General features: G+C 41.8%; 9 protein-coding genes. 3 read left to right on the top strand and 6 right to left on the bottom strand.

Annotated features, from left to right (window positions below):
* Window positions 1-142 precede the first annotated feature (142 nt).
* Window positions 143-1,300, bottom strand: coding sequence for an MFS transporter (locus SSAL8618_RS01165; RefSeq protein ID WP_038675176.1), 1,158 nt, complete (start codon window positions 1,298-1,300; stop codon window positions 143-145).
* A gap of 107 nt (window positions 1,301-1,407) precedes the next feature.
* On the opposite strand from SSAL8618_RS01165, the gene SSAL8618_RS01160 reads away from it, so the two are divergent.
* Together SSAL8618_RS01160 and def are read left to right on the top strand one after the other, a co-directional pair.
* Window positions 1,408-2,046, top strand: coding sequence for a Crp/Fnr family transcriptional regulator (locus SSAL8618_RS01160; RefSeq protein ID WP_038675173.1), 639 nt, complete (start codon window positions 1,408-1,410; stop codon window positions 2,044-2,046).
* Window positions 2,047-2,139: 93 nt separating this feature from the next.
* Window positions 2,140-2,754, top strand: a complete 615-nt coding sequence (gene def / locus SSAL8618_RS01155) for a peptide deformylase (RefSeq protein ID WP_002883663.1) — start codon at window positions 2,140-2,142, stop codon at window positions 2,752-2,754.
* Between the two features lie 125 nt (window positions 2,755-2,879).
* On the opposite strand, the gene ilvA is transcribed toward def, so the two are convergent.
* The 4 genes from ilvA to SSAL8618_RS01135 all read right to left on the bottom strand — a co-directional run bounded on the left by ilvA (window position 2,880) and on the right by SSAL8618_RS01135 (window position 10,839).
* Entirely contained in the window at window positions 2,880-4,130 is a 1,251-nt protein-coding gene (gene ilvA, locus SSAL8618_RS01150; protein WP_038675170.1) for a threonine ammonia-lyase IlvA, read from the bottom strand.
* Between the two features lie 110 nt (window positions 4,131-4,240).
* A complete protein-coding gene (locus tag SSAL8618_RS01145) occupies window positions 4,241-7,783 on the bottom strand; it encodes a glycoside hydrolase family 66 protein (protein ID WP_038675167.1) in 3,543 nt (1,180 codons plus the stop codon).
* A 380-nt stretch (window positions 7,784-8,163) separates the two neighbouring features.
* The gene (dtd, locus tag SSAL8618_RS01140; protein WP_022496524.1) at window positions 8,164-8,607 is read right to left on the bottom strand and encodes a D-aminoacyl-tRNA deacylase; all 444 of its coding nucleotides are present in this window, start codon (window positions 8,605-8,607) and stop codon (window positions 8,164-8,166) included.
* A 12-nt stretch (window positions 8,608-8,619) separates the two neighbouring features.
* On the bottom strand, window positions 8,620-10,839 hold the full coding sequence (locus tag SSAL8618_RS01135; RefSeq protein ID WP_022496523.1) for a RelA/SpoT family protein: 2,220 nt from the start codon (window positions 10,837-10,839) through the stop codon (window positions 8,620-8,622).
* Between the two features lie 167 nt (window positions 10,840-11,006).
* On the opposite strand from SSAL8618_RS01135, the gene nrdI reads away from it, so the two are divergent.
* A complete protein-coding gene (nrdI, locus tag SSAL8618_RS01130; protein ID WP_022496522.1) occupies window positions 11,007-11,465 on the top strand; it encodes a class Ib ribonucleoside-diphosphate reductase assembly flavoprotein NrdI in 459 nt (152 codons plus the stop codon).
* Window positions 11,466-11,506: 41 nt separating this feature from the next.
* Here nrdI and SSAL8618_RS01125 read toward each other — a convergent pair whose 3' ends face one another.
* Window positions 11,507-14,047: a bifunctional 2',3'-cyclic-nucleotide 2'-phosphodiesterase/3'-nucleotidase gene (locus tag SSAL8618_RS01125; RefSeq protein ID WP_038675165.1), complete on the bottom strand. Its 2,541-nt coding sequence runs from the start codon at window positions 14,045-14,047 to the stop codon at window positions 11,507-11,509.
* Window positions 14,048-14,067: the final 20 nt, after the last annotated feature.

The raw sequence follows: 14,067 nt of genomic DNA, 5'->3' as shown, positions 1-14,067 counted from the left end.
CTCCTTTTTTTGCTCCATCCGAGTCTTAGGATTGGCTCTCCTAAAACCAAGAAAGAGTTGGTTTGTCTTTACGACCTCTCTATTTTAGCTCATCTACTAATCTTTGTCAATCGCAAGATTTCACTGATTAAGTTTTTGAAGCTTAGACTTTTTTAACCATTTTTGCATTCAGAAAAAATCCAAGGAAAAGTAGGAAACTTACGATAGCATAGGCTAGAAAAATCCAACTAAAACTTGGAGATATGAGTGCCAATAATTTCAAAACATAAGGGGAAATAGCTGACCCTAGGTTACACCCTAAGAGGACATAGGCTGTCGCCTTGTTCAACAGATTTCTATCAATAGACTCAGAAAGTCGATTAAAGATAATTGTCAAAACAATACTATAGAAGAAACCAACACCAACTGAAGATAAAATCAAAATCGGTAAGTTACCAGCCACTGACATCCCAAAGAGACAAACCGCTAACAAGAACATCACTATAGTCAAAAGACGATTTTTAAAATGTCCTATAAGCGAGGCGAAGCTCAGTCCAGCTACAATTCCAATTCCCTGCTCTAAACTCAGTACTAAGGCTGATTGACCACTCTCAATAGTCTTACCGGCAACTTGAAACAGAGGCACGCGCAAACTAATCGAAGAATTGATACAGATGACAAAACCTGCTAAAAGAGCCATGCCAAGAATCATACCAAGGTCTTTTTTGTTCAGAACTTGTTTTCTTTTTGTAATCTGCTTCTTCTCCACTTGCTCCATCGTTGGCACAAAAAGGAGATACATAATCAAAATCACAAAACCAAAACCATAGATAAGGAAGGCAAAGGTCCAATGAATTTTCAGTAATTGTCCAACTAAAAGAGAACAAGAAGCTCCACCAATCAACTCCATGGAGCCACGAATACCTAACATCTGAACTCGCTCTTTACCTTGATAACGTTGACTGATGATGGCAATCGCCTTAGCATTGATAAGACCAATCCCCATTCCAAAAGCAATACGTGACAATAAGACAAGAGGATAGGCTTGTACAAAAAAAGGAAAAATCCCAGCACTACTAAGTAAGAGCAATCCAGTCACAATTAGCTGTCTATCACTTAGCCATTTGTCAATAAATGAATTAAGCAAGAGCATCGCTACTACGGAAAATGAAGGGACAGATACTAGAAGCTCCACTTGCGCGGCAGAAAAGGTTGGGCTATAGTAGTCCAACATAGGTGGTAACGCTGTTGAAATCGAAAAGGCCGAAATCAAGAGCAAGGATAGCCCAAGCAGGCTCATTTTTTCTAAAATTCGTGTCATAATATAGGGATAAGAACATCCTTTCCTTACTTGTCTAATAGTTATTTTTTCATTATAATCTAAGGAGACTTTAAAAAATAGGACCTAGGTCCTAAAAAAGGAGATGTATGCGTAATCATACCATAAGACCTCAACTTGACCAGGTCTTTCCACCCCCCTACCTCAACCAATTACAGAAAGTCACCTTTCAAAAGAACGATTATATTTGTACCCAAGGGCAAGCTATCACTGAGCTGACCTACATTTTATCAGGAAAGGTAAAAATTGTTCGTTCTCTCTTCAATGGTAAAGAACATATCCTAGAAACGCTCAATCAGCCTCAGATATTGGGAGATGTAGAACTCATGACCAACCAACCAGCAGGATCATCAGTCATTGCTTTAGAAGAGGTTCAAGCAGTTCAGCTCCCATTAAATAATAAAGAAGAACTCCTCAAAGACCCTGTTTTTCTCTACCAAATTGGACGTAACCTGGCTAGGGCACTGCATAAGCAAGGTATCACTGCTTCAACGAATGCGAGCTACTCTGTCAAAGAGCGTCTGGCCACCCATATTTTGAATAGTGAAGAAGAGAATATCTTTCAATTATCGCCATCCATTTTAGCTTCCCGTTTTGGGACTAGCTATCGTCATGTACAGCGAGTCATCAAACAATTTATCGACCAGGGAATTATCGAAAAAGAGGCCTTTAAAACCTATCGTATTTTAGAGAAAAAAACCTTGGAAAAACTGGCTTTTATCGATTAGAAAAAGCCTCACTTTAACCCTTGATGGTTTAATTTTCAACCCTTTTGTGCTATAGTTATAAACAAGTAAATCAAAGAAAATAGAGGTAAACAAATGGACGCTCAAACCAAAATTATCCGCGCCAGCCATATGATTGATATGAATGATATCATTCGCGAAGGAAATCCAACCTTGCGTGCTGTCGCTGAAGATGTAACCTTCCCACTATCAGACGAAGACATTATCCTAGGCGAAAAAATGATGCAGTTTCTTCGTAACTCACAAGATCCTGTTATTGCCGAAAAAATGGGGCTTCGTGGGGGAGTCGGTCTTGCAGCCCCTCAATTAGATATTTCAAAACGCATTATCGCTGTTCTCGTTCCAAACCCTGAAGACGCTGAAGGTAATCCACCAAAAGAAGCATATAGCCTTCAAGAAATCATGTACAACCCTAAAGTAGTTGCCCATTCTGTTCAAGATGCTGCTTTGGGCGATGGCGAAGGATGCCTCTCAGTTGACCGCGACGTTCCTGGTTACGTGGTTCGTCATGCTCGTGTAACTGTTGAATACTTCAACAAAGAAGGCGAAAAGCAACGTGTTAAACTCCGTGGTTACAACTCAATCGTTGTTCAACATGAAATCGACCATACTAACGGTATCATGTTCTACGACCGCATCAATAAAGACAATCCATTCGCCATCAAAGATGGACTCTTAATTATCGAATAAAGAAAACCTCAGTAGAAATACTGGGGTTTTAGTTTGAAGATAAGGCCTAGTGACATTTTATAGCTAAGTTAAAGTAGAAAAGAACCGACGTTCGTCGATTCTTTTTTCATTATCTGAACCTGTCCTCAGACAAGCATATTGTATAGTGTTTCGTTACCGTGAAGGTTGATATAACTTGGGTCAAAGGCCGAAAGACGCTCGAGAAGTCCATCATAGTCATTCTTGTCACTAAGAGCTATACCAATGAGAACCGGACCTTTTCCTTTATTAGCACGTTTGATGTACTCAAAACGAGTGATATCATCATTTGGTCCCAAGATATCATTTACAAATTCACGAAGGGCACCAGGACGTTGTGGGAAGTTAACCACAAAGTAATGCTTGATACCATCGTAGATAAGCGCACGTTCTTCCATCTCTGGCATACGGTTGATGTCATTGTTACCACCTGAAATGATGCAGACGATGGTTTTTCCTTTAATCTCATCTTTAAGCACTTCCAAAGCTGCCACTGATGCCGCACCTGCGGGTTCTGCAATGGTACCAACCTTAGAGTACATATCAATTAGGGTTTCTGAAATCAATCCTTCATCAACTCCCAAGAGGCGGTCAACGTATTTACGTGCGACTTCATAGGTCTTGGCACCTACCTTTTGAACAGCAATCCCGTCCGCAAACTTATCAATTTCTTCGAGTTTTACAGGATAACCACGGTCAAAGGCAGCACGCATACTACGAGCACCACTAGCCTCAACACCAATAACCTCCATAGATGGTGCCACATCCTTGATATAGGTAGCTACACCAGAGATAAGGCCACCGCCTCCGACTGGAACTAAGATACTATCAAAGGAAACACCTTCCTCTTGAGCCTGCTCATAAATTTCATAAGCAACAGTTCCTTGCCCCGCTTGGACATTATAATCGTCGAATGGATCAATGAAAGTCATCCCTTCAGACTTGGTATATTCCTGCGCTGCTTGAGCAGAAGCATCAAAGGTATCTCCCACCAATTTGATTGTTACAAACTTGCCACCAAAGAAACGGACTTGACCAATTTTTTGGAGAGGCGTTGTTACTGGCATAAAGATGGTTGCCGGAATCTTCATCTCGTTACAAGTGTAGGCAACCCCTTGAGCATGGTTTCCGGCTGATGCACAAACCACACCACGCGCCTTATCCTCATCACTCAATTGATGGATAGCATAGTAAGCTCCACGCAATTTGAAAGAGCGTACCTTTTGCATATTTTCTTTTTTAATATAAATAGTCGCCCCGTATTTTTCAGATAAGTAGCGATCAAAATCTAGTGGCGTGCGTTCCACCACGTTTTTTAAGACTTCATTAGCCTTTACGATATCATTTGCAGTAATCATTGGCTCTCCTTTGACACAATATTCAAACTATTTCTATTGTATCACAATTTTCAGAAAAAATAGCAGCCAGTATAAAGAAAACTCCTTGTTTACACAAAGAGTTCTACTTATTATTTATCAACTTTTTTTGACATCAAGAAGTTACGAAGAGCTGCAAGGGTTGCCGCACCTGCAAGGACAATAGCTGTAAGGATAGCTACAGCATGTTCTCCCCACTTGTGAGATTTTGCTGTTTTAGCAATTGTAGCCTTAAGATCTTCAGTTGTTCCTTTTTCACCTGCTTGCGTCGTTGTCTTACTTGCAAGGTTAAGATCTTGACTACCATTGTAAGTGTTATCTGACGAAGCTGTATTGACAAGGTCTTGACGGCTACTGCGAGTATAGCTGACATTTGTTGTAATGCTATCAATCATCTCAACAATATTTCTGATTGTTGTTGCATCATACAAGCCTCCCTCAGTATCTTTCAAGATAGATACTGCTAATTTTTCAATAGAAACTTCTGAAGAAGCTGCTACCATAGAGTGAGATTCTGAGCTTGCTGTTTCTGAATATCTTGCATAGTTGCTAAAGAGTGATGCTGCTTCTGTAATCGTTTCAGAAGTACTTGGTAAGGTTTCTGAGACGCGAGGAGCTACAGAGAGTCTATTCCAACTATTGATGTTTTCTGATAGTCCATCAAGGATGACTTCCTCTGATGTGCTTTCTGATACTTCTGACGGAGCAACTGAGACAATTGTGCTTGTAGTTTCTGAAACAAGGCTAGTGCTTGCCTGACTCTCTGATTCTGTCAAAGAAGCCACTGGTTCAACTACTGCATGTGATTCTGAAATTGCTGTCGTCGTTGGAGTTGCTGACTCTGAAGTTGATGCTTCTGAACTATTTTCAGTTTCTGATGCTTCCGATGATACTGTTACACTTTCTGATACTTCTGATGAGACTGTTGAGGCAGCTGTGCTTGCAGCCTCTGAAGCTGGTGTAGTGATTGAATCTGATGCTACTGTACCTTGATCCGTATTAGATACTGAGTTGTCATCTTTCTTATCATGTGCGGTCTCTGACACAGCTATCGCCACTGGAACAGCTGCTGAGTTTACTAACTCGTCAACTGATGGTGCTGGTTTAGTTGTTTCATCTAGTTTAGGAGCTTCAACAGATGGTTTCGTATCAGTTGGAGCCTCTGAACCTTTATTTACTGTTGTATTTTCTGATTTAGCTGTTTCTGAGCTTGCTTCAGATGTTACGGTATTATCTACTTTCTTACCAGCTTGGTTAGTAACTGGTTCTACCGGTGTTGCTGTTGTGTCTTCCTTGATATAAAGCATGTTCCAAAGAGTTAGTTTAGGAACTGAAATGACAAGCACTGGTTGACCATTTTCATCTGTTTCAAGGCTTGCTTGTGCCTTCTTCATGCTTGAAGTTGCCCAATCATCCGGTGACGTCACATAGACTTGATCAGCAATTTTAGCTGCTTCTTGGGCTGTTTTACCTGCTAGGCTAAGACGAACTGTGAGATTTTCTTGTGCGTCCGGTGTTTTATTGTCCGCATAACCCTCTTCATTATGCCAGCCCGCATTGATGCCCATCATATTAATCATTTGAACAGTTGAGAAACCTTTTCCTGATTTAGCAAATGTCCAAACTTGATCTCCTGTCACACCAAGAGCATCTTTAGAAAGGATTTCACCAGAAGCATTCTTTGTAGATACAGCCTGAGTGCTGTTTGTCACACCCTCACCGCGGAGAAGATTTTCATAAGCAGTGATAAACTGTTGGTAATTGTAAAGCTTACGAATAGTGTCTTTAGCCACACTGAGGTATTGCGTTGGGTAATAGGCACTTTGAAGGACGTTAAGGGCCGCATTAGCATTTGCAAGGGCTGCAATGGACATGTGATAACCACCTGCTGCAGCTACTGTCGCATCTACGAGAAGAGTCGCATCAGCTTGCAATGGTTTACCAGCAAGGGCATCTTTACCAGCACCGTTAGTTGCTTTTCCGCCAGGAACAGTATAATCAATCCCTGGTTCTTCCATGTAGGCACCAACGATAAGTGATTTACCAGTTTTATTGCGTACCATATCGATACGTGCTTTCAAATCACCATAGGCAACCTGCATACGTCCTGGAATAACTGAACCACCGTTTGTCCAAAGCTCATTATAAACAACATCTTGACGTGCCTTGGCTAGTTTATCATCATTACCACCATTAACATCATTGATTGTGATGTAGTACTTTTCACCGATGAGGTCCTTCATGGCATTAATAAATGACGCATATGAATCAGACATCATGTGTGAGTCAGCCTCGTCTGTGCTGTTACGGTGCTCATAATCAGTCACACGGTTGTCACCAATTGTATCACCTTGCCAACCATCGAATCCCATACGATCCATAGCTGATTTCATGACACCTGCGATGTATTTTTGCCAATCTGGATTCGCCGGATCATAGTAAACTTGAGTTGGGTTATCACCGATAGTGTAAGTCATCGGTTCACCCTTCTTACCAAAGCTATCGTAGAAGTTATAAGCCAAAGCAGCAAGTGGAAGGGCCGGATTCTTTGGATTTGAATCTGCTGAAATCATGTTATAAAGCATGGCAACAGCACCTGACTTATGAACTTGATCAACCAATTCTTTAACAGCCTTAGTGTCAACCTGAGTGTGACTCCAGGTATTCCATTTTTGAACAAAGCTATCGACACCTTCTGGGAAAGGATCTGTAGCTTCATTATAAGCATCATAGAAGAAATATGAGTTGATATTCATAGACTTCATGAGCTCAAGCTCTTTACGGTAGGCTTCAAGATTTTTAACAAGAATACTGTTTTGATCAGTTGGTGAACCTGCTACGATACCGTAACGTGGGAAAACTGTCCAATCATCTTCAACAGACAAGCCAGCGCGCTTGCTTGACAAGACATTGCCTGATTTATCGTTGACACTGATTGTCACCAAGTAACCTGTATTGTTTGTCAACCACTCTGACGCTACTGTCAAGTTTGAAACCTTGGCTGAAGCTCCTGCCGCTAGCGTAAGGTCAACGTTATCTTGACCGATAATTTCTGAAGCATGTTGAAGTGTCAAGTTGACAGTCATCGTCTTAGTTTCTGCTGTTGGATTAGACACAACAACGGAATAATTAATATCACCATCTGTCTTGCTATAAGCTGCTTTTGTTGTTTCTGGATCTGTCAAGTAGGCATCACCATTCAAGTTTTGCTCTGTCACTTCTGTAACTGGTGTTACTTGAGCAGTTGAATGGCGTCCTGCTTCAGTAGCATTATCAGATGATGATGTGATGGTTTCCACAGCAGCTGACTCAGGAGCTAGTGCTTCACTGGCTACAAGCGTTTCTGAGCTAGCACTTTCTGCTGGCACAGCTTGTGAAAAGATTGTAGAAGCTGTCGCTGTTGTTGCAGTATCTGTCGCAACAGTAGCAGTTGATGGACCTATTTCTGTTGTCGCTACTGGAGCAACGGCCTCAGTTGGTACCACCACCAAGTTATCTGCTTCAGTTGTAATAACTGGTTTTGTTGCTTCTGAACTGACCACGTTATCTGCCTTGGCAACCTGATTCATCCCTAGGACACCACCGGCTACAAACAAACCTGATAATAATTTAGTTGACGCTACTTTCTTTGACATATCTCTCTATCCCTCTAAAAAAGTTTAAATCACCTCGGCGTTTCAAATTATCACTATTTGTATTTGCATGCTGTAAACTCGAGTTATTTTTAGTTTCATAAAAATCGCTTGGTGTTTCTTATGAAACTAATGTTAACTTAATCTTTTTTGTAAGACAAGGGAATTTCCGGTAATCCTCGTAAACGGTAATTTTTTCATCATGAATGGTCAGGTTTTTTCAGAAATTTGAGAGCAACATTTTCTAATTTCATTAAATATTCACTTGATTCAGTCTACTTAAAATAAAAAAATAAATCCCAAATAATGAAAATCCATCACCTAAATAGTTCCTGCGATGAGAATAAAAAACCACCTCTCACACAAGGCGAGAAATGGTTTGTTTATCGATTTTTGGTATCTAAAATAATGGTCACAGGTCCGTCATTGACCAAACTAACCTGCATATCTGCGCCAAAGCGTCCTCTTTCTACAGGAACATGAGTTGACAAGGATTGGTTGAAATCGTCATAGAACTGGCTAGCCATGTCAGGCTTTGCAGCACCTGTAAATGCCGGTCGATTCCCTTTTTTCGTATCTGCAAAAAGCGTAAACTGAGAAATCGACAAAATCTGGCCACCAACATCCTTAACAGAAAGATTCATCTTGCCATCTTCATCTGAAAAAATACGCATATTGACAATCTTACGAACTGCATACTCTAGGTCCTCTTTGGTGTCCTCGGGACCAACTCCGACCAATAGTAAGAGCCCCTGCTTAATAGCGCCAACCGTAGAATCCTCAATAACTACAGAGGCACTTTGCACGCGCTGAATTACAATCTTCATCGCAGTAACTCCTTACCCATTCGTACGTTTAACACTGTAAACGTCAGGAATAATTTTAATCTTATCCACAAGACCAGTCAATTCAATAAGGTTTGCAATTTCAAAGCTAACGTGAATATTGGCAAACTTCATGTCCTTAGTCGGTTGTGCATTAACCGTAGCAATGCTCTTGGTCGTATTTGACAAGATTTGAAGAACATCATTCAACAGACCAGAACGGTTAAGACCATAGATATCAATCTCTGCCAAATAAGATTTATTGGCATTACGTTCATCCCACTCCACTTCGATTAAACGTTGCTCATAACCTTCTTGACTCTTGATATTATTACAATCGGAACGGTGAATTGCAATTCCACGGCCCTTGGTGATATATCCTTCAATCTCATCTCCAGGTACTGGGTTACAGCACTTAGCGATACGCATGAGGAGGCCTGAAGCACCTTGAATGATGACGCCATTTTCACTCTTAACCTTAAGAACTTCTTTCTTCTCAGTCTTAACTTCGCCACCGTTCATTAGCTCTTCAGCTTCAGCTTTTGCCTTCGCACGCTCTTCCTCACGGCGTTCTTTTTCCGTCAAACGATTGAAAACAGCAGCAGCACTAATTTCACCAAAACCAACAGCGGCATAAAGAGCTTCTTCACTACGCACACTCATACGAGGGAGAATTTCCTCAATATGTTTCTTGTCTAGGTACTTATTGGCAATATAGCCATGCTCTTGGAAGTAGGCAATCAAAAGCTCACGACCCTTGGTGATAGAGGCTTCCTTGTCCTGATTTTTAAAGAATTGACGAATTTTATTTCTGGCCTTGGTGGTCTTGACCATCTTAATCCAGTCACGGCTAGGACCAAAGGAATTGGCATTAGTTACAATCTCAACCACATCACCTGTCTTGAGTTTGGCTGTCAAGGGCACCATACGGCCATTAACCTTAGCACCTGTGGCCTTCTCACCAACTTGGGTATGGATGGCATAGGCAAAGTCAATAGGTCCTGAATCTTTAGGCAGTTCCTGAACAGCACCATTTGGCGTAAAGACATAAATACGCTCCGAGAAGATATCCTCTTTAACAGAGTCAACAAACCCCATAGCATCACCATTTGAGGCGTCTTGAAGTTCAACAAGATCTTTAATCCAGTTCATTCCCAAAGCAGACTCTTTCGAATCTACCTTGCCCTTGATACCTTTCTTGTAAGCCCAGTGAGCTGCAACCCCGTATTCGGCAACTTGGTGCATTTCCTTGGTACGGATTTGGATTTCAATAGGCCCTTTTGGTCCATAAACCGTTGTATGGATAGACTGGTAACCATTGGATTTAGGATTGGCAATATAGTCTTTAAAACGGCCAGGCATCGGACGCCAGAGTTCATGGATGTATCCCAACATGGCGTAAACATCACTGTGCGTCTCCATAACACAACGGATGGCAATCAAATCATAGATTTGATCAAAGCGCTTTTTCTTGTCGCGCATCTTACGGTAAATAGAGTAGATATGCTTTGGACGACCATACACATCACCAACAAGTCCTTGTTCAGCTGTGTAGGTCTTAATTTTATCGACAATCTCGTCCACAAGTTCCTCACGCTCACGACGTTTTTCCTTCATCATGTGAGAAATCTTGTAGAATTCCACCTCATTAAGGTAACGGAAGGCCATATCTTCCAGTTCCCATTTGATACGGCTAATACCTAAACGGTGGGCCAAAGGAGCATAGATTTCCATAGTTTCGCGAGAAATGCGCTCTTGCTTATCCTTACGAAGATGCTTAAGGGTACGCATATTGTGCAAACGGTCGGCCAATTTAACCAAGATGACACGGATATCCTTAGACATGGCCATAAGCATCTTACGGTGATTTTCAGCCAACTGCTCCTCGTGGGACTTGTACTCAACTTTACCAAGCTTAGTAACACCGTCCACGATATTTCGTACATCCGTACCAAAATCCGCTTCCAAATCATCAAGCGTTTTTTCGGTGTCTTCAACGACATCGTGTAAGAAACCACAGGCTACTGTCACTGCATCAAGATGGAGATCTGCCAGGATACCTGCCACTTGAATAGGGTGAATAATATAAGGTTCTCCTGACTGACGAGATTGCCCACTATGAGCATCTGTCGCATAATGCCAGGCTTTTTCAACTAATTTCAAATCATCTGCTGACATATAGGCCGAGCAAATGTCTAAAATTTCTTCTCCTGTTACATTTTTATCTTTAGCCATGATTTCTTCCTTCGCTTCTTTTAATAACCTTTATTTTATCACTTTTACAAGTAAAGAAAAAGAGCTAGATAGGCAATTCTTAAGCGCAAGGAGCTTACTTGAAAAGCACAATATCTTGTGTTAGAATGATTGAACAAACACAAGATATAGATAGAAAGAGGACGCTTATGTCTCAACTTACCCTCGTTTATATTAGTCTAAGCGGCAATACCCAAAGCTTTGTCAAACGTATGTCTGACTATCTATCCCTCAACCACGGGATTGAATGTCGCCAAATCAATATTAAAGAGCTTAATCATGAAACCTTCCAAGTAGATGAACCCTTTGTCGCACTCTTACCAACCTACCTTGAAGGAGGAAATGGCGTTGACAATGGGGATGTTGAGATCCTAACCAATCCACTGGGGGACTTTATCGCAGCCCATGATAATCACAAACGTTGCTTTGGTATCATCGGTTCTGGTAACCGTAACTTCAATAACCAGTACTGCCTAACCGCCAAACAGTACAGTCAACGTTTTGGTTTCCCAATGTTGGGAGACTTCGAGCTACGCGGTACACAGTCCGATATAGAACGTCTGGCACCTATTATCCTAGAAGCACAAAAGAACTTTAACCAACGCTAAAACTAGAGCAAAAAAGCCCTGATAGGGGCTTTTTCCTTTGCTTAATTTTTTTCGTGTTTTTTGATTCCAAAGAATCCAGCCAAGGTCATAAGAACCAGACCAGCTAAAGTTGCTGACACAGATTCGTCTGAACCAGTGTTTGGCAAGGCCTTAACTGAACTTGAACCTTGGGCTTCTTGTACTTGAGCTTGAGGCAAGATAACGACTTGAGCATTTGACAATTGGATAGCTGGGGCAGGTTTAGCCACGCTAGCACCTACAGTAGCTTTTGGTGTCTCACGCTTAGTTTGATCCGCTGTCTCAGAACCTTTTGGTGACTTCTCAGATTCTTTCTTAGTCGTATCCTCAACTTGATTTGCCTTTTCCTTAACAATCAAGCGGTACTCTGCAAATCCGGCTTGTGTTGATGGTCCTACATAACTAATGGCATCCTGACCAGCAAGGTGGGCACGCGCATTGTCAGATGAAGCAAAACGGATATCTGCATTCGTAATATTAGGGACGAAACTCCAATTTCCATCGGCAGTTGGGTTAATTGTCTTCTCGCTAACGATATAATCAATGATGGCCTGACGATTCTCAAGATTGAGGAGGCGTTTTTCGGCAGCATCTTTAACACCAGGGAAGTTACCAGTCGCACGATAGTTGTTAGTCACGACAAGGAAAGTCTGATTCAAATCAATAGGTTTCCCTTGATAAGCCAAGTCACGAACACGACTAGCGTCTGGATTAACCAACTTACCTTCACGATCGTATTTGTTAGGTTGTGTCAAATCAAACTTATAAGTCAACCCATCAATCACATCATAATTGTATGAGCGATAGCTACTGTTAATGAGTTGCTGTGGTTCTTTGCTGTTAGGATCAATTTGATTGAACTGTCCTGCAGACATTTCCAACCATTCTTTAATTTGTGCCCCAGTCACTTTGAGTAGGGCAGTAACATTGTCGTAGAGGTAGAGATCTGCGACGTTCTTAATGGCCAATGGACCAGCTGGGATATCGGTATAGTAGGTCGCATCCCCACGAGTCCCTGCCTTGAAAGGTGCAGCCGCTGAGAGGATTGGGAGATTCTCATCTGCTGTTCCCGCTACTTGTTTTTTAGCATACCATAGTTGTGCATTATTAACGATTTGAATAGATGGATCATCCTGAACCTGAGCAAAGTAGCTAGTAATTGGTGCAGTAGTCTCACCAACTTCCTTACGAACATAGTTGATTGTTCCATTATGGTCATGAGCTGCCATGTCAATTAAGTCCTTGTCCGCAACATCTGACTTAGTATCAATCTTTTCAAGCTTAGCCTTACTGTTAACAACTTTCCATTTGCCGTCCGTGTAAGTCAATTTAACATCCATGATACCTAGATGATCTCCGAATTTACCAGCCATAACCACAGGTTTCCCATTGATGATACCATTGACATCATCTACACCAGGATATTTCGCATAAAAACTTGTGCCATCTCCATTTGGGAAATCAGCGTGAGAATGCCCTGTCGCAACAGCATCAACGCCTTCGATACCAGCAATTTGGTAACCCTCATTTTCTTCGTTCTTAGTGTATTCATTATCACCAATACCAGAGTGAGCAGCAACAAGAATATAGTCAGCTCCTGCAGCCTTCATCTTAGGAACGATAGCCTTAACAGCCTCCATTGGATCATCAACGGTTACCTTACCTTCAAGGTTGGCCTTATCCCAAACCAAAATCTGTGTTGGAAGGACACCAGTAATACCGATTTTTAGTGTTACCTGTTTGCCGTCCGTATCAGTAAAGGTCTTGTTAACAATCTTATAAGGGTTGTAATAGTAATCACCAGTCTGAGCATTACGCACATTGGCATTGATAATATTAATCTTAGCAGCCTTAACCATGCGATCCAAAAATTCTAGGCCATAGTTAAACTCGTGGTTTCCAAGCGTTTCGGCGTCATACCCAAGCATCTCGAAAGCCTTGTACATAGGGTGAGTCTCACCTTGGGCAACAGGGTCAATCAAGGCCTTATAAGTCCCAAAAGGAGTCCCCTGAATCGTATCCCCACTGTCCACTAAGACCGTATTTGGATTAGTTTCACGAGCTTTTTTGATAAGGACAGCAGTTTTAGACAAACCAACTGTTTGAGACGGCTTATCTTGATAATAGTCATAGTTAACCAAGTTGGTATGAAGGTCTGTTGTTGACAAAATCTGCATATCAACGGTCTGCCCCTCATGAGCAGGCTCTGTTACAGTTTCAGCCTGTACTGGCACTGCTGGTGTCACCTGATTGGCATTCGTCAAAACAGCACTGGCTTCTTGACTTGCTTGGGTCGTTGAGGTATTAGCTGATGGCTCTGCAGACGCATTTGTCGCTACTGTTGTTGGTGTAGCAGAGACAGTCTCTGTTCCTCCTTGAACAGCTGTCCCAGAAGTTCCTTGTCCTGATACTACAGAAGTACCACTATCTGCCACAGTTTCGGTAGAAGCAGTTGGTACTGGTGCCGTTGCTTCATCGGCTTGCCCTACGACTTGTGGCACAGTCAAGAGAGCAAAGAGGCCCAAAACCACAGCGGATTGAGTCACATAACGATTCGTTTTCATTAAAAATCTTCCCCTTTTAT

The organism is Streptococcus salivarius (assembly GCF_000785515.1).
GTDB classification, from domain to species: Bacteria; Bacillota; Bacilli; order Lactobacillales; family Streptococcaceae; genus Streptococcus; species Streptococcus salivarius.
This window is presented reverse-complemented; position numbering and strand designations above follow the sequence as displayed.